This window comes from Janthinobacterium sp. SUN118, from assembly GCF_030397695.1.
Classification (GTDB): domain Bacteria; phylum Pseudomonadota; class Gammaproteobacteria; order Burkholderiales; family Burkholderiaceae_D; genus Janthinobacterium.
Genome location: NZ_JAPUBV010000001.1, coordinates 2,879,892 through 2,902,900, shown reverse-complemented (window position 1 = coordinate 2,902,900; position 23,009 = coordinate 2,879,892). Strand labels below are relative to the sequence as shown.

General features: G+C 64.3%; 14 protein-coding genes. 9 read left to right on the top strand and 5 right to left on the bottom strand.

Annotated elements, in window-relative coordinates; all coding sequences use genetic code 11:
• The first annotated feature begins 61 nt into the window (after positions 1-61).
• Positions 62-709 carry an ABC transporter ATP-binding protein gene (locus O0880_RS13135; protein ID WP_251349224.1) on the top strand — a complete coding sequence of 216 codons (648 nt, stop codon included), beginning with the start codon at positions 62-64 and terminating at the stop codon, positions 707-709.
• A 101-nt stretch (positions 710-810) separates the two neighbouring features.
• On the opposite strand, the gene O0880_RS13130 is transcribed toward O0880_RS13135, so the two are convergent.
• Positions 811-2,349, bottom strand: a complete 1,539-nt coding sequence (locus O0880_RS13130; protein ID WP_289886842.1) for an NAD(P)H-hydrate dehydratase — start codon at positions 2,347-2,349, stop codon at positions 811-813.
• A gap of 141 nt (positions 2,350-2,490) precedes the next feature.
• Between O0880_RS13130 and O0880_RS13125 the strand changes: the two genes are divergently transcribed.
• Positions 2,491-6,075, top strand: a complete 3,585-nt coding sequence (locus O0880_RS13125) for a hydantoinase B/oxoprolinase family protein (RefSeq protein WP_289886841.1) — start codon at positions 2,491-2,493, stop codon at positions 6,073-6,075.
• Here O0880_RS13125 and O0880_RS13120 read toward each other — a convergent pair.
• A complete protein-coding gene (locus O0880_RS13120) occupies positions 6,057-7,004 on the bottom strand; it encodes an AraC family transcriptional regulator (RefSeq protein ID WP_289886839.1) in 948 nt (315 codons plus the stop codon). The two genes, O0880_RS13125 and O0880_RS13120, sit on opposite strands and share 19 nt — an antisense overlap.
• 173 nt (positions 7,005-7,177) lie before the next feature.
• On the opposite strand from O0880_RS13120, the gene O0880_RS13115 reads away from it, so the two are divergent.
• The 4 genes from O0880_RS13115 to O0880_RS13100 all read left to right on the top strand — a co-directional run bounded on the left by O0880_RS13115 (position 7,178) and on the right by O0880_RS13100 (position 12,387).
• Positions 7,178-8,224 carry an NAD(P)-dependent alcohol dehydrogenase gene (locus O0880_RS13115; protein ID WP_071323754.1) on the top strand — a complete coding sequence of 349 codons (1,047 nt, stop codon included), beginning with the start codon at positions 7,178-7,180 and terminating at the stop codon, positions 8,222-8,224.
• Positions 8,225-8,676: 452 nt separating this feature from the next.
• Entirely contained in the window at positions 8,677-11,115 is a 2,439-nt protein-coding gene (locus O0880_RS13110) for a membrane-bound PQQ-dependent dehydrogenase, glucose/quinate/shikimate family (RefSeq protein ID WP_289886838.1), read from the top strand.
• 11 nt (positions 11,116-11,126) lie between these two features.
• Positions 11,127-11,762 (top strand): TetR/AcrR family transcriptional regulator, encoded by a 636-nt coding sequence (locus O0880_RS13105; RefSeq protein WP_083411822.1) that lies wholly within the window; start codon positions 11,127-11,129, stop codon positions 11,760-11,762.
• A gap of 235 nt (positions 11,763-11,997) precedes the next feature.
• Positions 11,998-12,387 (top strand): hypothetical protein, encoded by a 390-nt coding sequence (locus tag O0880_RS13100; RefSeq protein ID WP_083411821.1) that lies wholly within the window; start codon positions 11,998-12,000, stop codon positions 12,385-12,387.
• Positions 12,388-12,668: 281 nt separating this feature from the next.
• On the opposite strand, the gene O0880_RS13095 is transcribed toward O0880_RS13100, so the two are convergent.
• From O0880_RS13095 to O0880_RS13085, 3 genes are all read right to left on the bottom strand, one after another.
• Positions 12,669-13,154 (bottom strand): MarR family transcriptional regulator, encoded by a 486-nt coding sequence (locus O0880_RS13095; RefSeq protein WP_156894819.1) that lies wholly within the window; start codon positions 13,152-13,154, stop codon positions 12,669-12,671.
• A complete protein-coding gene (locus O0880_RS13090) occupies positions 13,147-14,478 on the bottom strand; it encodes a S41 family peptidase (RefSeq protein ID WP_289886833.1) in 1,332 nt (443 codons plus the stop codon). Before O0880_RS13090 ends, O0880_RS13095 begins: the two co-directional genes overlap by 8 nt.
• 141 nt (positions 14,479-14,619) lie before the next feature.
• A complete protein-coding gene (locus O0880_RS13085) occupies positions 14,620-16,245 on the bottom strand; it encodes a tetratricopeptide repeat-containing response regulator (protein WP_289886831.1) in 1,626 nt (541 codons plus the stop codon).
• 239 nt (positions 16,246-16,484) lie between these two features.
• On the opposite strand from O0880_RS13085, the gene O0880_RS13080 reads away from it, so the two are divergent.
• From O0880_RS13080 to purL, 3 genes are all read left to right on the top strand, one after another.
• Positions 16,485-17,537, top strand: coding sequence for a diguanylate cyclase (locus O0880_RS13080; protein ID WP_289886830.1), 1,053 nt, complete (start codon positions 16,485-16,487; stop codon positions 17,535-17,537).
• 158 nt (positions 17,538-17,695) lie between these two features.
• Positions 17,696-18,760 carry a GGDEF domain-containing protein gene (locus O0880_RS13075; protein ID WP_289886829.1) on the top strand — a complete coding sequence of 355 codons (1,065 nt, stop codon included), beginning with the start codon at positions 17,696-17,698 and terminating at the stop codon, positions 18,758-18,760.
• A 174-nt stretch (positions 18,761-18,934) separates the two neighbouring features.
• Complete coding sequence (purL, locus tag O0880_RS13070) at positions 18,935-22,984, top strand: phosphoribosylformylglycinamidine synthase (protein ID WP_289886828.1); 4,050 nt, start codon at positions 18,935-18,937, stop codon at positions 22,982-22,984.
• Positions 22,985-23,009: the final 25 nt, after the last annotated feature.

Genomic DNA, 23,009 nt, shown 5'->3' with positions numbered 1-23,009 from the left:
CGAAGCAGCTGCCCAGCGGCCTGCCGCAACCAACAGCCAAAACGGCCAGCCGGCCATCGAAGTGGTCCAGCTGGCCAAGCGCGTACCCGATGCCGATGGCGAGCTGACCATCCTGCACCGCGTCGATTTTACCGTGCAAACGGCCGAGACGCTGGCCATCGTCGGCGCCTCCGGGTCCGGCAAGTCCACCTTGCTGGGTTTATTGGCCGGCCTGGATACGCCCAGCGAGGGCAAGGTCATGCTCGACGGCACCGATATCTTCGCCCTCGACGAAGACGGCCGCGCCGGTTTTCGCAAGGAAAAGCTCGGTTTCGTGTTCCAGTCGTTCCAGCTGCTGGCGCACCTGACGGCGCTGGAAAACGTCATGCTGCCGCTGGAATTGCGCGGCGACCCGGACGCGAAGGAGAAGGCGCAAGCGATGCTGGGCCGGGTCAACCTGGGCAGCCGCTTGAAGCACTATCCGAAATACCTGTCCGGCGGCGAGCAGCAGCGCGTGGCGCTGGCACGCGCGTTTGTGACGGAGCCGCCGCTGCTGTTTGCCGATGAACCGACGGGCAGCCTCGATGCCGCCACGGGCGAAGCCGTGATCCAGCTGATGTTCGAGCTGAACCGCGAACGCGGCTCGACCCTGGTGCTGGTTACGCATGACAGCTCGATCGCGGCGCGCTGCGGCCGCACGATCACCATTGCGGCGGGTCGGCTGGTGTGATTGCCGGTGGTTGTCGGATTACGCGTGCCGTTAATCCGGCCTGCTTGCTTTGCCGTAGCTTGGATTAGCGCAGCGTAATCCAACGCCCCAGTGCCGCATGCTTATGCCGACAAGGCATTGATCAGCTTGCGTATCGCCGGGATCAACTCCCCGGCCGTCAGGCCGATAGGGCCACTGCCGGACGCCACCAGCGCATCGGCGGCCGCGCCGTGCAGCCAGACGGCGCCGACGGCCGCTTCCCATTCGGGCCAGCCCTGCGCCAGCAGGCTGCCGCACAAGCCTGCCAGGACGTCGCCCGTGCCGGCCGTGGCCAGCGCGGGGCCGCCCGTATTGTTGATCACCACGCCGCCATCCTGCGCGGCGATCACCGTGCCCGAACCTTTTAACACGACGATGACGCCCAGCTGCGCCGCCAGCTGGCGCGCCGCGCCCAGGCGGTCGGCCTGCACTTCGGCCACCGTCATGTCGAGCAGGCGCGCCGCTTCCAGCGGATGCGGCGTGAGTATCGTCGCGCCCGCGCGCAGGGCCAGCGCCGATTGCAGTTCCGGTTCGGCCGCCATCAGGTTCAGCGCATCGGCGTCGAGCAGCAGCGGACTGTCGCTGTCGAACGCGCGCTGCAGCAATTCCACCGTGTCGGCCTGCTCGCCCAGGCCGGGGCCCGCCACCAGCGCGGCAAAGTGAAAGCCCGAGAAATCCACGTCCTGCGCGCGGCGGCACATCAGCTCCGGCTGGCCGCTGTCGAAGGCGGGCGGCGTCTCGGGGAAGGCGACGACGACTCTGCCCGCGCCCGCATGCAGGGCCGTGCGGGCCGACAGGACAGGCGCGCCGGCCATGCCTTGCGCGCCGCCGATGATGGCCACGCTGCCGTAGCTGCCCTTGTGCGTGTTTTGCCGGCGCGGCAGCAGATGGCGGGCGAACAGGTGCAGGCCGCTCAGCTGGGCTTTGGCGGGCGGCAGCGGGGCGGGGGCGATGGCCAGCGACGCCACTTCCACTTCGCCCGCGACGTCGCGGCCGTTCGCCGTATGCAGGCCGGGCTTGTCGCCGATGAAGGTGAGCGTGTGCGTGGCGCGGATGGCCACGCCGTCGATGGCGCCCGTGTCCGCGTGCAGGCCGCTGGGCACGTCGAGCGCCAGCACGGGGCAATCGAGATTGTTGACCAGCTGCGCCACCTCGCGGCATTCGCCCGCCAGGGGACGCGTCGCGCCGATGCCGAACAGGCCGTCGATGACCAGGTCCCATGGCGCCGCGCCGACGGCCGCCGAGGCCGTGCTGGTGCCGGCGTCCATGAAGCGCGCGGCGCTGTTGCGGGCGCGGCTCAGGGCCACTTCGCGTTCCGGCGACGTGGCTTGCGCCTCGGGCGCCAGCCACACCAGCACCTCGATGCCGCTGCCGGCCAGGTGCGCCGCCGCTTCCAGCGCGTCGCCGCCATTGTCGCCGGGACCGGCCAGCACGAGCACGCGCATGTGGCCCGCGCTGGCGGCGTCTTCCTGCGCGTGCAGCAGCTTCAGGGCGGCACTGGCGGCGGCCTGGCCGGCGCGCTGCATCAAGGCACCTTGCGGCAAGTCTTGCGCGGCGGCCTGCTCGATGGCGCGGATGTCGGCGATGGCGTACAGCGGGGTGGCGGAGTCGATCAGTGTCATGGGGGCTTCCTTAGTCAGTATGCTGTCAACATAAGGCCGATCCACGCGGAAGGCAAGGTGCGCACGCCTGAAGTGCGGCGCAAATTGTGCGGCTACAATAGCCATCTCACATAGTCATCATCATTGGCGGAGGCGCGGCACATGGATTGGCAATTCTGGATCGACCGGGGCGGCACCTTTACGGACATCGTGGCGCGCCGTCCCGACGGCAGCCTGGCCACGCACAAGCTGCTGTCGGAAAACCCAGGCCAGTACCGCGACGCGGCGCTGGCCGGCATGCGCCACCTGATGGGACTTGCGCCCGCTGCGCCGCTGCCCGTGGAGCAGGTGGGGGCCATCAAGATGGGCACGACGGTGGCCACCAACGCGCTGCTCGAGCGCAAGGGCGAGCCGACCGTGCTGGCCATCACGCGGGGCTTTCGCGATGCCTTGCGCATCGCTTACCAGAACCGTCCGCAACTGTTCGCGCGCCAGATCATCCTGCCGGAACTGCTGTATGGCGAAGTGATCGAGATCAATGAACGCGTGGGCGCCCACGGCGAGGTGGTGGAGGCGCTCGACGAGGCGGCCGCGCAGGCGGCGCTGGAAGACGCCCATGCGCGCGGCCTGCGCGCCATCGCGATCGTGCTGATGCATGGCTACCGCCATCACGCGCACGAGGCGCGGCTGGCGCAGCTGGCGCGCGCGGCCGGCTTTACGCAGGTGTCCGTGTCGCACGAGGTCAGCCCCATGATGAAACTGGTGGCGCGCGGCGACACGACGGTGGTCGACGCCTACCTGTCGCCCATTTTGCGCCGCTATGTGGACCAGCTGGCGCAGGAACTGCCCGGCGTGCACCTGCAATTCATGCAGTCGAACGGCGGCTTGACGGACGCGCGCGCCTTCCAGGGCAAGGACAGCATCCTGTCCGGTCCCGCCGGCGGCATCGTCGGCATGGTGCGCGCCAGCGCTCTAGCCGGTTTCGACAAGGTGATCGGCTTCGACATGGGCGGCACGTCCACCGACGTGTCGCACTATGCGGGCGAGTTCGAACGCGTGTTCGAGACGCAGATCGCCGGCGTGCACATGCGCGCGCCCATGATGAGCATCCACACGGTGGCCGCCGGCGGCGGCTCCATCCTGCATTTCGACGGCGCCCGCTACAAGGTGGGGCCGGACAGCGCGGGCGCCAACCCCGGCCCCGCCAGCTACCGGCGCGGCGGCCCGCTGGCCGTCACCGACTGCAACGTCATGCTGGGCAAGCTGCAGCCCGCGCATTTCCCCCGCGTCTTCGGCCCCGACGCCAACGAGACGCTGGACGTGGCCACCGTGCGCGCCCAGTTCGAGGCGCTGGCGCGCACGGTGAACTCGACGCCGGAACAGGTGGCCGAAGGCTATATCGCCATCGCGGTCGGCAACATGGCCAACGCCATCAAGCAGATTTCCGTGCAGCGCGGCCACGACGTCACCGAATACACCCTGACCAGCTTTGGCGGCGCGGGCGGCCAGCACGCCTGCCTGGTGGCCGACGCGCTGGGCATGCGCACGGTCTTCATCCATACCCTGGCGGGCGTGATGTCGGCCTATGGCATGGGCCTGGCCGACCAGAGCGCCATGCGCGAAAAAGCCATCGAAGCGAAACTGGGGGCCGACCTGGCGCGCCATTTCGCGACATTGGGCGCGCAGGCGCGCGACGACCTGCTGCGCCAGGGCGTGGATGCGGACCGCATCGCGCTCGTGCATCGCGTGCACCTGCGCTACGAGGGCACGGATTCGGCCCTCGTCGTGCTGTTCGATACGCTGGCCAGCATGCAGGCGCAGTTCGAGGCGGCGTATAAAAAACGTTTTTCCTTCCTGATGCCGGCGCGCGCGCTGATCGTCGAAGCCATTTCCGTCGAAGCCATCGGCGCCTCCAGCGCGCCGCAGCCGGCCGCGCCCGCGTATGCGGCCCGCATTGGCGAGCTGACGCCGTTGGCGACGGTGGCCATGTACTGCGCCGGCGCCTGGCGCCAAAGCGGCCTGTATGCGGCTGCGGCGCTGCGCCCCGGCGATGCCATCGACGGCCCGGCCATCGTCAGCGACGCCAACGCCACCACCGTCATCGAACCGGGCTGGCGCGCCAGCGTCACGGCGCACGGCCATTTGATCTTGCGCAGGATGGCCGCCGTGCCCGAACAGCGCGCCAAGGGTGTGCAAACAGCGACAAAAGCTGATCCCGTGATGCTGGAAATCTTCAATAACCTGTTCATGTCGATCGCCGAGCAGATGGGGCTGCGCCTGCAAAACACGGCCCATTCCGTCAATATCAAGGAGCGGCTCGACTTCAGCTGCGCCATCTTCGACGCGCAAGGCAATCTGATCGCCAACGCGCCGCACATGCCCGTGCACCTGGGGTCCATGGGCGAGAGCATCCGCACCGTCATGACGCGCAATGCGGGCGCGATGCGGCCCGGCGACGTGTTCATGCTGAACGACCCGTACCACGGCGGCACGCATTTGCCCGACGTGACGGTGATCTCGCCCGTCTTCGATGAAGAAGGCGCGGACCTCCTGTTCTACGTCGGCTCGCGCGGCCACCATGCGGACATCGGCGGCACCACGCCCGGCTCCATGCCGCCCGATTCCACGCGCATCGAGGAAGAGGGCGTGTTGATCGACAATTTCAAGCTGGTCGACGGCGCCATGGGGCGGATGGCGGAAGATGAAACGCTGGCCCTGCTGGCGGGCGCCAGCTGGCCGGCGCGCAATCCCCGGCAAAACCTGGCCGACCTGCGCGCCCAGGTGGCGGCCAACCAGAAGGGGGCCGAGGAACTGCACAAGATGGTCGCGCACTTCGGTCTCGATGTCGTGCAAAGTTATATGCACCACGTGCAGGACAACGCCGAGGAAGCCGTGCGCCGCGTGATCGGCACCCTGAAGGACGGCACGTATGCGCTGGACCTGGACAACGGCGCGCGGATACAGGTGGCGATCAGGGTCGATGCGGCGCAGCGCAGCGCCATCATCGACTTCACGGGCACCTCAAGCCAGCTGCCAAACAACTTCAACGCGCCTTCCGCCGTCTGCATGGCGGCCGTGCTGTACGTGTTCCGCACCCTGGTCGACGACGAGATTCCCCTGAACGCGGGCTGCCTGAAGCCGCTCACGGTGATCATCCCGCCCGGCTCCATGCTCAACCCGCAGTATCCGGCGTCCGTCGTCTCGGGCAATGTGGAAACCTCGACCTGCATCACCAACGCCCTGTATGGCGCGCTGGGCGCGATGGCCGCCTCGCAGGGGACGATGAACAATTTTACGTTCGGCAGCGAGAAGTACCAGTATTACGAGACGATATCGGGCGGCTCGGGCGCCGGTCCCGGCTTCGACGGCACGGACGTGGTACAGACGAACATGACCAATTCGCGCCTGACGGACCCGGAAATCCTCGAGTGGCGCTTCCCCGTGCGCCTGGACAGCTACGGCATCCGCGCCGGTTCCGGCGGCGCGGGGCGCTGGCATGGCGGCAATGGCGGCGTGCGCAGGGTGCGCTTCCTCGAACCGATGACGGCGGCCATCCTGTCGAACAACCGCATCATTCCGCCGTTCGGCATGGACGGCGGCGAGGCGGGCGCGCTGGGGCGCAACTATGTGGAGCGCGCGGACGGCACGGTGGAACACCTGGCGCATATCGGCAAGACCGACATGCGGGCGGGCGACGTGTTCGTGATCGAGACGCCGGGCGGCGGCGGCTACGGCAAGCTGGAGTAAGCCGTGCCGGCGCCCGCGCCGCTCAGCTGCGCGCGCACCAGGCCGACGTCGCGCATGGGCGCGCGGCCGAACTGGCGGCTGTATTCGCGGCTGAACTGCGATTCGCTGGCGTAGCCGACCCGGTAGCCGGCCGTGCCGGCGTCGATCTGCTCGACCAGCATCAGCCGCCGCGCTTCCTGCAAGCGCAGCAGCTTCTGGTACTGCATCGGCGTCATGGCGGTAATCGCCTTGAAGTGGTGGTGCAGCGAGGACATGCTCATGTTCGCCATGCCGGCCAGGTGCTCGATGCGCAGCGGCTGCGCGTAATGGTGCTTGATCCAGTCGATGGCTTGCCCCACCTGGTGCGACTGGCTGCTGGCCAGCGCCATGTGGCGCAGGCGCGCGCCGACGGGGCCATTCAGCAGGCGGAAGGTCAGCTCGCGGCGGATCAGCGGCGCCAGCGCGGAGATTTCTTCCGGCTTGTCGAGCAGGCGCACGAGGCGCAGCATGGCATCGAGCAGCTCGGGCGAGACGTCGCTGACGGAAATGCCGCGTGTGGCGGCAGTGATTTTCTGCGCCGCCGCGCCGCTGCCGCCACTTTCGCCGTCGAGCAGCGCGGCCACGTCGGCGATGTCGATGCCCAGCACCACGCACAGGTGCGGCGCTTCCTCGCTCGCTTCCACCACGCGCACCTGCACCGGCAGGTCGACGGACGTCAGCAGATATTGCATGCGGCTGTAATGGAAGGTTTCGCTGCCCAGGGTGACGTCCTTCGCGCCCTGCGCGATGAGGGCCACGCTGGGGCGCGCCGCATGGAACAGCGATTCCGTGACCGAGGACTGGCGGTGAAAGGTGAGGTTGCCGATGGCCGTCACGTAGTCGCCCGTGCGCGGCGCGTGGCGGCTGATCAGGGCGGCGATTTCGTCTTGGGGCAAGGATAAGGTAGGCATGGCTGGCAGTATGCGGCAGGCGAGGGAGGGCAGGGGCTGATCTTACGCAGATTTGGAGGATCGTGCAAAGGTCTTGCAGGATCGCGGTAACGGCGGGCGGGCATCTGAGGCACACTTGTGCAATCGCATGCATGGCACGCGTTCCCGCAAGTATCACCACTCAAGGAGTTTTCATGACCACCATCGCCAAAGGCTACGCCGCACTGGGCCCGACTTCCGCACTGCAACCGTTTACGTTCGAACGCCGCGCCCCGCGCGAAGACGACGTCGCCATCTCGATCAAATACTGTGGCGTGTGCCATTCCGACATCCACCAGGCGCGCGACGAATGGGGCGGCGCCGCCTTCCCGATGGTGCCCGGCCATGAAATCGCCGGCGTCGTCACGGCCGTCGGCGCCAACGTCAGCAAGTTCAAGGTGGGCGACCACGTGGGAGTGGGCTGCTTCGTCGACTCGTGCACCACCTGCAAGACGCGCAACGTGGACCTGGAACAGTACATGCCAGGCCTGATCCAGACCTACAACGGCGTCGAAGCGGACGGCAAGACGGCCACGCAGGGCGGCTATTCGGACAGCATCGTCGTCAAGGAAGGCTATGTGCTGTCGATTCCCGACAACCTGCCGCTGGACGCCGCCGCGCCGCTGCTGTGCGCCGGCATCACCCTGTACTCGCCGCTGAACCACTGGAAAGCCGGCCCTGGCAAGCAGGTGGCGATCCTGGGCATGGGCGGCCTGGGCCACATGGGCGTGAAGATCGCCCACGCCATGGGCGCCGAAGTGACGGTGCTGAGCCAGACCCTGTCGAAGCGCGAAGACGGCCTGCGTTTGGGCGCCGACCATTATTACGCCACCAACGACGCGGAAACGTTCAGCAAGCTGGCCGGCACCTTCGACCTGATCATCTGCACCGTGGGCGCGTCCATCGACTGGAACCAGTACATCAACCTGCTGAAAGTCGATGGCAACATGGTCATCGTCGGCATCCCGGACGGCGCCGTGCCGCCCGTGAGCGCCTTCGGCCTGGTGGGTGCGCGCCGCAGCCTGTCCGGCTCCATGATCGGCTCGATCAAGGAAACCCAGGAAATGCTGGATTTCTGCGGCAAGCACAATATCGTGTCCGACATCGAGATCATCCGCATCCAGGATATCAATGAGGCGTTCGAGCGCGTCGTGAAGAGCGACGTGCGCTACCGCTTCGTCATCGATATGGCGTCTTTGTAACAGCCGAGAAAAAGCCCAGGGCGTTGTTGCCGCGTCTCGCCGTACTCTTCGTACTGTCTTCGACGCGGCGCCTGGTCCTGGGCAGTTTTCGGGCGCTTCAACCGGTAAGCTTTAAAAGCACAACCGTCTACTGTCTGCGCGCGTTGGATTACGCGCCTTGCGCCAATCCAACCTACGCTTATCCGGCGGTCCGGGGATGACGCGCTTTGGGCTAATCCAACCGACGCCTATCGGGCGGTCCGGCAGACCGGATTCGCGCGCAAGCGCGTAATCCGACCACCCTGTCCATCCGCCATCCGCGCCAAAAATCAAGCACCCGCATCAATTTTTCTTTCCTTGCGTCAAAAATCGGCATAAAATGAAACCGTACAGTACAGTTTCACTACGTAGCTTTAAAAAATCAGCCATCCCCGGCGTGTTGGCCTGGGCAGGGGAGGCGTCATGGATAAAAAATGGACACTTCAGCAAATAAAGGAGCGCCGGCGATCCCGGCTGTCTTCAGGGGCAAGCGGCTTGCCCTTACGGTTTTTGGCGTTTTTCTCGGCTTCTCCGGCCTGGCCCTGGCGGCGGGCGGCATCGAACTGATTACCCTCGGCGGTTCCTGGTACTACCTGCTGGCCGGTCTCGGCCTGATTCTCGCCGGCGTGCTGTATCTGCGCCGCAAACGGCTGGCCAGCGCCATCGTCGCCGTGCTGCTCATCGCCACCCTGATCTGGGCCGTATGGGAGATCGGCTTCGCCTTCTGGCCCATGGTGCCGCGCCTGGCGCCGTTCCTCGTCATCGGCCTGCTTGCCGCCCTCGTGCATCCGTGGCTGGCGGGCAGCGCGCCGCAGCAGGGACAATCGGGACAGTCGCGCGGCTTCGCGGCCCTGTTTGCCGTGCTGCTGGTCGCCGGTTTCGCTGCCATGTTCAAGCCGCATGGCGTACAGGAAGCCGCGGTGCAGCCGCAGCAGGATGCCGTGACGGCCGTCAATGACGGCAGCGCCAACTGGGCGCATTATGGCTATGGGCCGAAAGGCACGCGCTTCGCGCCATACACGCAGATCGACAAGGCCAACGTCGGTCAATTGCAAGTGGCATGGCGCTACCGCACGGGCGAGCTGGCCGAGGGCGCGTCCGAGTCGCAGAATACGCCGCTGCAGATCGGCGACACCGTCTATACGTGCACGCCGACGAGCAAGGTCATCGCGCTGGACGCCGACACGGGCAAGGAGCGCTGGACCTTCGACCCGAAACCGGCCAACACCAAGACGTGGAACCGCTGCCGCGGCGTGGCTTATTACGAGCCGGCCAAGGTGGCAAAGCCGTTCCGTTTTGAGGGCATGCAGGCGGCCAGCGCGCCTGATGCGGGCGCGTGCGCCAAACGCATCGTGCAAGTGACCATGGATGCGCGCCTGATCGCGATCGACGCGCAGACGGGCAAGCAGTGCGCAGGCTTCGGCGACAGGGGGGAGGTGGACCTGACCGTCGGCCTCGGCAAGGTGAAGATGAACGTGCCGTACTACGCCTACACGTCGGCGCCGACCATCGCGCGCAACCTGATCATCCTCGGCGGCTGGGTGTTCGACGGACGCTCGACCGACGAGCCGTCCGGCGTCGTGCGCGCCTACAGCGCCGACACGGGCGAACTGGCCTGGGCCTGGGACCTGGGCAATCCGGCCATCACCAGGCTGCCGCCGGAAGGGCAGACCTACACGCGCAGCACGCCGAACATGTGGTCCACGCCCGCGTTCGACGACGAACTGGGCCTGGTCTACCTGCCGACGGGCAATGAGCAGCCGGACTTCTGGGGTGGCAAGCGTCCGCCGCTGACGGAAAAATACGCATCGGCCATCGTCGCCCTCGACATGGCCACGGGCCGCGAACGCTGGACCTACCAGACCGTCCACCACGATATCTGGGATTACGACGTGGCCGCGCAACCGGCCCTGTACGACGTCCCGGACGGCAAGGGCGGCAAGATCCCGGCGCTGGTGCAGCTGACCAAGCGCGGCCAGATCTTCATGCTGGACCGCCGCACCGGCAAGCCGATTGCCGAAGTCATCGAAAAAGCCGTGCCGCAGGAGCACGCGGCCGGCGACTGGGTGTCGAAAACGCAGCCGTATTCGACCGGCATGCCGGCCCTCGGCGCGGATACGCTGACGGAGCGCGACATGTGGGGCGCCACCTTCTTCGACCAGCTGGCCTGCCGCATCAGCTTCCGCAAGCTCAATTACCAGGGCGAGTTCACGGCGCCCAGCACGAAAGAGACCTTGATCTACCCTGGCTACTACGGCGGCTTCAACTGGGGCGGCGCGGCCGTCGATGAAAGCAACGGCTATCTGTTCGTCAACGATATCCGCATGCCGCAGGTGGTCAAGCTGGTGCCGCGCGAGACGGTGGACGTGGCCAAGCTGACGTCGGGCCATGGCGTGGGCAGCACCTATCCGATGGATGGCACGCCATTCGTCATCGACCACAAGGCCTTCAACTCGCCGCTGGGCATTCCTTGCCAAAGCCCGCCGTGGGGCGTGTTCGCCGCCATCGACCTCAAGACGCGCACCAAGGTGTGGGAGCGTCCGGCCGGCACCGTGCAGGACGCCGTCATCAACGGCGTGCGCGCGCGGCTGCCTGTCCCGCTGGGCATGCCGACCCTGGGCGGCGGCGTCAGCACGGCGTCCGGCCTCGTGTTTTATGCGGGCACGCAGGATTACTACCTGCGCGCCATGGATATCGCCACCGGCCGTGAAGTGTGGAAGGCGCGCATGCCGGTCGGCTCGCAAGGCACGCCGATGACGTATGTGTCGCCCAAGTCGGGGCGCCAGTATGTCGTGGTGGTGGCCGGCGGCGCCCGCCAGAGCCCGGACCGGGGGGATTACGTGATAGCATACGCGCTTCCCAAGACACAGTAAGAGTTTGCTTCATGCCCCAGTTGCGCACCGTTCCGGCTTCCCCCAGTACTCGAAGCGAGGAGCGGCGGCGCAAGCTGCTGGTGGCGGCGGCGGACCTTTTTCTCGCCTCGGGCTACGATGGCGTCAGCATGGACGCCATCGTGGCCGAGGCGGGCGGCTCGAAAGCCACCGCCTACCGCTACTTCGGCAGCAAGCAGGAGCTGCTGGTGGCGGTAGTCGAGTACCTGTGCGCCGACTTCATCATCGCGCTGCGCCAGCTCGATACGGCGCAGGCGGGCCTGGAGCAGGGCTTGCAGCTGATCCTCGATGAACTGGTGGCCGTCGTCACCAGCCCCCGCCACGCGGATTTCTACCGCCTCGTCGTCACGGGCGCGGCCGCCGTGCCGGCCGTCGGCCTCACCTGGTACGAGCACGGCCCGCAAGTGTGGCACGCGCTGATTTTGCGCCTGCTGGAACAGCAGCGCGCGCAAGGCCGCATCGCCCCCGATGCCTCGTTTTCCAACCTGCCGCAAATCCTGTTTGACGCCGTTTTCTCCCATCTGACGACGCGCACCGTGATGCTGGGGCAGGGCGGCGACGCGGCCACCTTCCGTCCCCTGATCGCGGAGCTGATCGAGCTGGTGGTGGCGCGGGTGGCGCGCAAGTAAGCGAGGGACGCGGGCCGGATCAGCCCTCGCAGGGCCGTCATCCGACAACGTTGCTGGCGCCAGCTCAGCGCATCAGGCTTGCGGCTCCGTCCAGGCCAGGTTCCACAGGCGGCCGTCGATAGCCTCGAAGCCCTGGTCATGCATGACGCCATGCTCCAGCAGTGCCTGCACTACCGGTGGCGGATTCACCAGTACAATCACCGCATGGAGATTGGATGAAGGATGGGGAAAAGTGATGAAACAAGTGAGTGTCGACAATAGCGCGATAGCCGCCACCAGTGAGATTGTTACCAAAATCAATGACGATATGCTACTTGAGCCTATTTTCAAGAAAGCCACCGACTGGGATGAAAAATTAGACGCCAGGGATTCTTTTGAGTTTGATAAGGCATGGAGTGTTAGCCATGAAACAGTAACTTCATCTTGCCCGCCTGAAGATGGCTCGGTCAGGGAGGTAAGGGAGGCTGCATACAAGAAGGTTTATCGAATAACTGAAAATGCTGATCTTGCTGCATGCGTATCGGACGATATGGGCCTGATCGCCCTGGCATTCAAGAATAAGCTTGATGTTGAATTTATTAATAATCTTTGGAAAAGCTATACGCAAGGGGAGTTTCCAGGTTAAATCTATGAGGGGCATGGTGCTCTCGTGGCCGAGGCAGGCGGCTAAAACGTCACCGCCTGTCGCTACTTCGGCAGTCAGCAAAAGCCGCTCGTGGCGGTGATCGAATACCTGCGCGCCGATGATCATCGCCCTGCGCCGGCCCGATACCGCAACAGGTCCTGTCGACACTTTTGAGCCACAATCGAGGCTCAGAAGATCATGGGTGGGAAGCGGTATAGGGAAGAATTCAAGGCGTTGGACGGCCAGGCGCCAGTATGGGTCCCAAGTGGCCAGCGTCGCCGTCAGGCCTGGGATTTTATGCGCTTGTGCAGCGGCTTCCCGTTGAGCGCATCGGTGGCCCGGTCCACGTATTGCCTGACGTCCCCCACCTCGGCAAACAAGCCGGCATAGGCTTCCCGAATCAGCACCGTGCACTGCTCGAATTTCGCAAGCTGCGACAAGCCTTCATCCGTGGGCATAAATAACCGCCGCCGCGCATCATTGTCATCGTTCCGATACTGTATGAGGCCCAGACGGAGCAGCTTTGGTATCTTTTGCATGACCAACTGGTGCGAATGTCCGAGTTCGCGCGCCAGATCCGACGCTGATGCCGCGCCTAGCGTTGCAAGAACAGTCATCAGCGAACACGAACGAACGGGGATGACGATCCCCATCGTATCGAAGACAAGCTTGGATTGTTCGGCGATGAGGACGCTCAGCCGTTCGACAGCGCGGCCGAGAAACACGGCGTCATCGATCGCGGCCGGGGAATGCGTTTCCTTAGTCAAGGCGCTGGTACCTCTGGATGCTGCCGTCCTTATTCACGCGTTCCAGCGCCGTCACTTTTCCATCCAAAGTATTCAAGCGGTATCGAAAATCCGACACGCCTTCTACCGCGAGCAGGTCGGGACCTATCGGCTCAAGCGCGACCCGAAACCGATCGCGCCAGATATAGTAAAGAATGCCATTGTCCAGGATGATCTGGCGGCCTTCATATTTTCCGGCCGCTCTCGTCAACATCGCGGCATCGATGTGCGGGCGCTCGATCGCTGCCGTCAGGCTGGGGAGCAGCCAGGCAAATTCGGTTCGTCTGGCGTCATCGGTCTTCGCCAGATTTTCAAGCGCCAGCTTGTGTGCCAGAGGCAGCGCGCGAATGGAGGGGCTTGGGATATCGGGTTGCACGCCGACGCCTTCGAAGTCGCCATGGTCAACGGGATCCTGGATCTGGCCGATCGGCACTTGCACGAAAAAATCATCGTTGAGCGGCTTGCGTGCCACCGGATGCGCGCCACCGGCGGTCCGCTCCCCGATCAGGGTGGCTCGCCCAAGCTTCTTCATCGCACAGGAAAACCATTCTGCGGAGGAAAACGACGTGGAGCCGGTGAGGATATAGACGGGCTTGTCCACCATGCGCTTGCCTGGCAAGCCTGGCAGTACCCATTGCCCGCGCTGGATACGCTTGCCGTCCTCGTTGTAATAGTAGTCGAAGAGTAGCTGGTCTTTCTCGCTGGAGAAGAAATAACTCGCTAGAAACTGCGCCATTTCCAGATGTCCGCCATTGTTATAGCGCAAATCGATGATAACGGCATCCGTATTGCCCAGGAAGCGCATGACGGATGCCGCCGTATCATAGGCGAGTTCCGGATCGGCAAAATAGCTGAATCGTAGATAACCGATATTTCCCTTCAGGCGAGAGACCTCGTCGAAACCGAAATTGGTCTCCTCCAGCCTGCTCGATTCTTCTTGTCGTATCTTGGCCTTGAGCGCCGGGTTGGCCTTTGCCTTGAATTCCGCGATCCATTCCGGGTCAGTCGCCACCAGGAAATGCAGGTCGCCGCTGACTTTGATGAGATCGTCGGTCAGCTTGCTCGCAAACTCCGCCTTCGTGGTCGCCGAGTCATAAGCTCCCTTTTTCAGATGTTCCTGAAGCACCGGCCTAATTTTTCGTGCGATGTCCGGAAATGCGTAGTTTGCATTCAGGGTGCTATCGAGGGAGGCGATGATTGCGCCTTTCTCGTTCTGTGAGATGCCCGGCGCCCCGGCAAAAGCGCTCGATGCGCACATGATGGACAGTGCCGACAGCGTTTGAAGCAGAAACAGGTGATGGCGCATTCTGATGTTACCCCCTCGGTGAAACTCGAGCATACAATATATTGTGCAATATATTGTAGAAAAATTCGCTGGCAGCGGTCTGGAGAGCAAGCACTTCTGCTTGCGTCCAATACACCCGGCAGTCACGGGCTTGCGACAGGTTCAGGTAGCGATACCGTATTTATGCTGCGTGGCCGCATATTGCTGCTTGAGCGACTCCAGCTTCGGATGCTTGGGATCGATCTTGCGGATCACCTGCATCTGGTGCTGCGCCTGTTCTGCCAGCGGCGCTTCCCAGCCCAGCATGTTGAGCTGGCGCAAAATGGCGTCGACGGAGGCGAACAGCACGGGCAGGTTGCCCGGCGTCTTGCGCAGGGCCTGGCGCAGCACGAAGACGGCGCCCTTGAGTTCCCCGCTTTCCGACTTGCTGGCCGCATCCTGCATCAGTTCCTGCACCTGGTTCGTGATCTGCTGACCCATGCCTTGCGCCAGGTCATGGCGTCCCGCTTTTTCAAACACGTCCACGGCTGCTTCCATCGTCACTTCGCTGTCGGCTTCGTTGACGAGTTTCATCATGACGTCGGACGCGGCCTGTTCCAGGTTGTTCTTCAGGCAGCTCTGCACCAGGCCCACCTTCAGCTGCGTCGACAGGCCGCGCGCGCCGTCGAGGGCGGCGGCGGCCAGCTGCAGCTCGCTGGCGGCGGCGATGTCGTTGCCCGACAGTTCATGCAGCATGGCGGCCGAGATGGCGCGGCACGCTTCCACGTTGGCGCCGCCGCGCAGCGAGCGCTCCATGTCGCGCAGCACGCCGCTCGCCTGCGGCGCGTCGCCTTTCTTCACCAGCGTTTTCACCAGGTTGACGTGGTCTTCCGGGTCGCGGAATTCCGAATACTTCGCCTTGGTGACGACCTGCTTGTAGGCCCGCTCGGCCGCGCCGATGTCGCCCGTGTCGAATGCGATGCCGCCCAGGTGGCGCAGCCGGCGCACCATGTGCGGCGATATGGCCACGGCGTCTTCGAGGATTTTCTTCGCCTGCAGCTGCTGGCCCATGGCTTCGTGGTTCTTCGCCAGCAGGTCGTAGGCGGCCATGTAGCGGGGATTGACTTCCACCAGTTCCAGCAGCGCATCCTGCGCATCCTCGTGGCGCTGCTGCTCGAACAGCGCGCGCGCCAGTCCCAGGTGGGCCCAGGCCATGGGCCGCGTGGCCAGCGTGTCGGCGTAGATCTGTTCCGCTTCCTTCCATTCGCCCAGCGTGATGTGCAGCTCGGCGCGCAGGCGGGCGAAATCGGCCGCCAGGCGCGGGTGCTGCAGTTCGGCCGCGCGGCAGGTTTTCACGGCTTCGCGCAAATCGCCCTTGTCGATCTGCTGGTAGACGGGCAGGAAGATGGCGCGCCGTTCGATGGCGCGCTCGATGCGCCCGCTCAATACGTCGACGGTAAACGGCTTTAATATGTAGTCGGACGGCGTCAGCTCGGCCGCGCTGATCACCTTGCTGTGGATGGCTTCGGAGGTCAGCATGATGAAGATGGTCCACAGGCCGATCAGCTTATGGTGGCGCAAGTCTTCCAGCAACTGCTGGCCGTCCTGGCCGTCCGTGCCACTACCAAGATCGTATTCGCACAGGATGATGTCGAACGGTTTCTTCGTCAGCAGGCGGATGGCCGTGCCGGAATTGACGGCGTATTCCACCTTGGTGATGGCGGCCTGGTTCAGCATATTGTGCAGATTGCCCCGCATGCTGGGGTTCGGGTCGACGATCAGGACAGATAAGTCGCTATATTCTGGCATTGTTCAGCTCTCGTTCATCTGTATATGGCTGTGCGGCTCGATGGTGCAACGTAGTTGCCTAATAATATTATTATTTGTCAGCATACTGCAAAGCTGGTGCAAATCGCTAACAAAATGCAGGCGAACGCGCACGGCGCGACACGGCAGGCGCGTACGCTTGCGGGCAGGGCAGGCGCGGGGTATCCTGAAGGCAACCTTTTACGTTTGACCATGCTGGACACTTCGCCTGGAAAGCCGCCATGTATTTGAACGAGACGCGCAAGCAAACCCTGCATCATCTGCTCTTCGGCGGTGGACGGGCCCACGCTGAAAAGTACTTCCCGGAGTTGCGCCGCATGGCCGTCATCAGCCAGTCTTTTGCCCTGGTCAGCATGTTGCTGGTGTGGGCCTTTATTCCGCATGTAAATACGCTTGACATGGGCGCGCTGCTCTATACGCTGGCCGGCATCGTGCTGGCCATCGGCATCAATGTGGGCGCGCGCGCCATCTGGGTGCTGAAACTGGGGGGCGCGGCGGGCATGTGCGCCATTGCCTGTGGCTTCCGCCTGCTGGCGGAGGCGGCGGGCCAGGCGGAATTCTGGATGCAGCCCGTGGGCGTGTTCATGGTGCTGCTGGCGGCGCCGATCTTCAACGGCTGCGCGCTGTATCTGCTCGTCGCCGCCGCCGTCTGGCTGATCCTGAGCTACGGTCATTTCCCGCTGGACCCTGCCATGGCGCATGCGGCCTGGGCGAACTTGCTGATCGCCTACAGCATGCTGTTCGGCCTGGTCCTGAACATCAGTTTCAATCTGTTGCGTCTGCGCGACTTTCGCGCCAGGGAGGCGCTCACCCGCCTGGCCTACCAGGATGGCTTGACGGGCTTGAATAACCGCCGCCGTTTTACCGAACTGACGCAGCAATTGCAGCAGCAGCGGCAACCCATGTACTTCCTGATGATCGATATCGACAATTTCAAGAAAATCAACGATACCCTGGGCCATGACGCGGGCGACGTGGTGCTGGTCAAGACGGCGCACATCATCGCCGACGCCTGCGGCGGCCACCTGTGCGGGCGCCTGGGCGGCGAGGAGTTCGGCATCGTCTACCTGGGGGACCGGCGCGCCGTCTGCCAGTTCGCCGCCAGCCTGGTCGATGCCGTCTACCTGGCCTTCAATCCGGCGCAGGCCGTGTCGATCAGCGTAGGCATTGCCGAGCTGGCCTGTGACACGGAGCTGGCGCACAGCTACCGCGTGGCCGATGCGTCGCTGTACCAGGCCAAACACCAGGGCAAGAACCGGTATGTCATCGCCTGACGGCATGCACATGAGTCTTGCGGAGGCGCCGGGGAGCGGGTATTCTGTTTGTATTAATATATCAGCCGCAGGCAGGCGACATGTGGCGCAGACGCAGAGTTTCACCGTAACGTGACCGCTGGCGTTTCACCTTTACCAGAGAAAATCCAGCCTTCGTGATGCGCCTTCCTTCCATGAGTACCCTGCGGCGCGTTGCCGTCCCCCTCGCGTTCGGCGGCAACAGCGAGCAGCAGCACACGTATTTCGCGGAACTGCACCGCGTCGGCATGGTCACGCAAGTGCTGGGCATCATCGCCTACAGCCTGACCTGGCTGCTGATGCCGGCGCCGTTCCAGCCGAACCTCACGCATGCCGTGCTGGCGCTGCTGGGCATGCTGGCCAGCCTGGTGGTGCGCTACCGCTGCACCACCTTGCCCGTGCTGACGATTACGGGCGCCTGCGCCGTGCTGGCGCTGACTTTCGGCCTGCGCACCATGGCCGACGCCGTCCAGCACGCCAGCTTCTGGGTCTTGCCCGTGGGCGTCTTCATGACCCTGGCCATCGCCTCCATCTTCAATGGCGGCCTCAGCTACCTGGCCGTGGTGGCCGGCGTGTGGTGGAACGTGGGCCACGGCCTGTATCCCGTGAACGCGGGCTTGCCCGACGAATCGTGGGCGCCGCTGATGATCGCCGTCAGCGTGCTGTTCGGGCTGGCGCTGAACGTCAGCTTCAGTTTATTGCGTCTGCGCAACTATCACGCCAAGCAGGAGCTGATGCGGCTGGCCTTCCAGGATAGCCTGACCGGCATCAACAACCGCCGCATGTTCACGCAGCGCGCGCAGCAGATGCATGGCGCGCCGCATGGCGGCATGCTGCATTTCCTGATGATCGACATCGACAATTTCAAGGTCATCAACGACCAGCAGGGCCATGATGCGGGCGACGAGGTGCTGATGCGCACGGCCGCCATCATCGCCGACAAGGCGCAAGGCCATCTGTGCGGGCGCCTGGGCGGCGAGGAATTCGGCATCGTCTACGCAGGCGACCGCGACGCCGTGTGCGCCTTTGCCGGCTCCCTGGTCGAGGCCGTCAGCCAGGGTTTCCTGGCTGTCCAGTTCGTGTCGATCAGCGTGGGCGTGGCCGAACTGGACCGCAGCAAGGAGCTGGGTCACAGTTACCGGCTGGCCGACGAAGCGCTGTATCTGGCCAAGCGCCAGGGCAAGAACCGCTATGTGATCGTCTGACGCTGTTGTTGCAAGTTGGGGAAAACTGCCGCTTTCCGGGGGCAAAGCCACAAGTTCCGGTCATAAAGCAGGGGTAAAACGGGTATAATGCGCGCAAAGGAAATTTGCCGTACGAAAGATATTGTCATACCTACCTTTAACCCGCAGCCACGCTGCATCAACCACCTTCCAATCATGTTGATACTGCCGGGTTCCAATGCCCTGTCCGTTTTCCGTAGCCACCGTCTGTTAAGCCAACTGCAAGCCGTTTCGCCTGCGATTGTTGCCGTGCAAGCACGCTATGTCCATTTCATCGATGCCAGCGCGCCTCTCACCAACGACGACAGCACGCGCCTGGGCGCCTTGCTGACGTACGGCGAGCCGGCCCACGCTGACAATACGGAAGGCGCTGCCGAAGAATTCTTCGTCATCCCCCGTTTCGGCACGATTTCGCCGTGGGCCTCGAAGGCCACCGATATCGCGCACAACTGCGGCATGGCGCACATCAAGCGCGTCGAACGCGGCATCGCTTTCCGCATCAACCTGAAATCGGGCATCCTGGGCAGCGCCATCGGCGCCGGCAAATTGACGGACGAGCAGGTACAGGCCGTGGCCGACCTGCTGCACGACCGCATGACGGAATCCGTGCTGCGCAGCGCGGACGACGCCAAGGACCTGTTCCGCACCCTGGAAGCGCGCCCGCTCGAATCGATCGACTTGCTGGGGCAGGGCAAGCTTGCGCTGGAAACGGCGAACACGGAGCTGGGCCTGGCGATGTCGGAAGACGAAATCGACTACCTGGATGCCGCCTTCACCAAGGCTGGCCGCAACCCGACGGACGTGGAACTGATGATGTTCGCGCAGGCGAACAGCGAGCATTGCCGCCACAAGATCTTCAACGCCGACTGGACCATCGACGGCGTGGCGCAGCCCAAGTCGCTGTTCGGCATGATCAAGAACACGCACGAACTGCAGCCGAAGGGCACCGTCGTCGCCTACAGCGACAATTCCTCGATCATGGAAGGCGCCACGGTGTCGCGCTTCTATCCGCGCGGCGACAAGCACGAATACGCGGCATCGACGGAATTGACGCACACCCTGATGAAGGTGGAAACGCATAACCACCCGACGGCCATCTCTCCATTCCCCGGCGCTTCCACGGGCGCGGGCGGCGAGATCCGCGACGAAGGCGCGACGGGCCGCGGCGCCAAGCCGAAAGCCGGCTTGACGGGTTTCACGGTATCGAATTTGTCGCTGCCGGACGCCGTGCGCAGCTGGGAAACGGCCGCCTCCGTGACGGCGCCATTGGCCGCGCGTAGCGACGCGGAGCAATACGGCAAGCCGGAACGCATCGCGTCGCCGCTGCAGATCATGATCGAAGGTCCGCTGGGCGGCGCCGCGTTCTCGAACGAATTCGGCCGCCCGGTCCTCGGCGGCTACTTCCGCACGTATGAACAGAACGTCGGCGCGAAAGAAGCGGGCGCCCCTGACGCGGTGTTCGGCTATCACAAGCCGATCATGATCGCCGGCGGCATCGGCAATATCTCGGCGCAGCACACGCACAAGAACGACATCCCCGTCGGCAGCCTGCTGGTGCAGCTCGGTGGCCCGGGCATGCGCATCGGCATGGGCGGCAGCGCCGCCTCGTCGATGACCACCGGCAGCAACACGGCCGACCTGGACTTCGATTCCGTCCAGCGCGGCAATCCGGAAATGGAACGCCGCGCCCAGGAGGTCATCAACGCCTGCTGGCAAATGGGCGCCGACAACCCGATCATCTCCATCCACGACGTGGGGGCGGGCGGCCTGTCGAACGCTTTCCCGGAAATCACCAACGACGCCAAGCGCGGCGCGATTTTCGACCTGCGCAAGATCCCGCTGGAAGAATCGGGCATGGCGCCGAAGGAAATCTGGAGCAATGAGTCGCAGGAACGCTACGTTCTGGCCATCGCGCCGGAAAGCCTGCCCCTGTTCAAAGCCATGTGCGAACGCGAACGCTGTTTGTTCGCCGCCGTGGGCGTGGCCACCGAGGAACGCCAGCTGAAGCTGATCGACCCGGAACTGGGCAACGAGCCGGTCGACATGCCGATGGACGTCTTGCTGGGCAAGCCGCCGAAGATGCAGCGCGACGTGGTCCACGTGGCCAACGATTTCCCCGCCATCGATCTCACCGGCATGGACCTGGTCGACGTGGCGCAAAAAGTGCTGCTGCTGCCGACCGTGGCCGACAAATCCTTCCTGATCACCATCGGCGACCGCAGCGTGGGCGGGATGACCGTGCGCGACCAGATGGTGGGACCATGGCAAGTGCCGGTGGCCGATTGCGCCGTCACCACCATGAGCTTTGAAGGTTATCTGGGCGAAGCGATGGCCATGGGCGAACGCACGCCGCTGGCCGTCATCGACGCCGCCGCCTCGGGCCGCATGGCCGTGGGCGAAGCCGTCACCAACATCGCCGCCGCGGCCATTGGCGACATCTCCGACATCAAATTGTCCGCCAACTGGATGGCCGCCTGCGGCCAGCCAGGCCAGGATGCGGCCCTGTACGACACGGTCAAAGCCGTCGGCATGGACCTGTGCCCGGCGCTGGGCATCAGCATCCCCGTCGGCAAGGATTCGCTGTCGATGCGCACGACGTGGAAAGACGAGAGTACGGGCGCGGCGAAATCCGTCACGTCGCCGGTGTCGCTGATCGTGTCCTCGTTCGCGCCAGTGACGGACGTGCGCAAGTCGCTGACGCCGCAGCTGAAGACGGACCAGGGCGACACGTCCTTGATCTTGATCGACCTGGGCCGCGGCAAGAACCGCCTGGGCGCCTCGGCGCTGGCGCAAGTGGTGCAGCAGCTGGGCAACGCCACGCCAGACGTCGACAGCGCGGAAGACTTGAAGGGCTTCTTCGCCGCCATTCAAAAGCTCAACAGCGACGACAAGTTGCTGGCCTACCATGACCGTTCGGACGGCGGCCTGTACGCCACCCTGACGGAAATGGCCTTTGCCGGCCACACGGGCATGTCCGTCAACCTCGACATGCTGACCATGGAAGGCGAGCATTCGAGCGATTGGGGCGACGCCAAGAACTGGGCCGGCCAGGTGGCGGAACGCCGCAATGAACTGACCCTGCGCGCCCTGTTCAGCGAAGAGCTGGGCGCCGTGATCCAGGTGCGTGCGGAAGAAAAGTCGCTGGTCATGGACGTGCTGCGCACCTTCAACCTGGGCGCCTGCAGCCATATCATCGGCAAATTGAACGACCGCGACGTGATCGAATTCACGCGCGACGCCAAGCTGATTTACACCCAGCCGCGCGCGGACCTGCACCGCCTGTGGAGCGAAACGAGCTGGCGCATCGCCCGCCTGCGCGACAATCCTGCCTGCGCGGACGCCGAATACGACCGCCTGCTGGACGTGCAAGACCCGGGCATGTCGCCTATCGTCACCTTCGACCAGAACGAGAACATCGCCGCGCCATTCATCGCCACCGGCGTGCGTCCGCGCGTCGCCATCCTGCGCGAGCAGGGCGTCAATTCGCACATCGAGACGGCCTACGTGATGCACCAGGCCGGCTTCACGGCCGTCGACGTGCACATGAGCGACCTGATTGCAGGCCGCGTCAAGCTGGACGACTTCCAGGGCGTCATCGCCGTGGGCGGCTTCTCGTACGGCGACGTGCTGGGCGCGGGCGAAGGCTGGGCGAAAACCATTCTGTTCAACGCCAGCCTGGCGGAACAGTTCGCGCGCTTCTTCAACCGCACGGACAGTTTTGGCCTCGGCATCTGCAACGGCTGCCAGATGATGAGCAATTTGAAATCCATCATCCCCGGCGCCCACGCCTGGCCCAAGTTCACGCGCAACAAGTCGGAGAAATTCGAAGGCCGCTTTGCCATGGTCGAAGTGATGGATTCCCCATCGATCTTCTTCAACGGCATGGCCGGCACCCAGGCCGGCATCGCCATCGCCCACGGCGAAGGCTACGCCGACTTCTCGCAAACGGGCGACATCACCCAGGTCACGAAAGCCATGCGCTTCGTCGACAACAAGGGCGCCGCCACCGAAGCCTATCCGTACAACCCGAACGGCTCGCCGGAAGGCATCACCTCCGTCACCACGCCAGACGGCCGCTTCACGGTGCTGATGCCGCACGCGGAGCGCGTGTTCCGCTCGGTGCAACAGTCCTACCACCCTGAAGCATGGGGCGAGGATTCGCCGTGGATGCGCATGTTCAGGAATGCGCGGAAGTTTGTGGGGTAATTAAGTTATTTACGGCGTGGCGTCT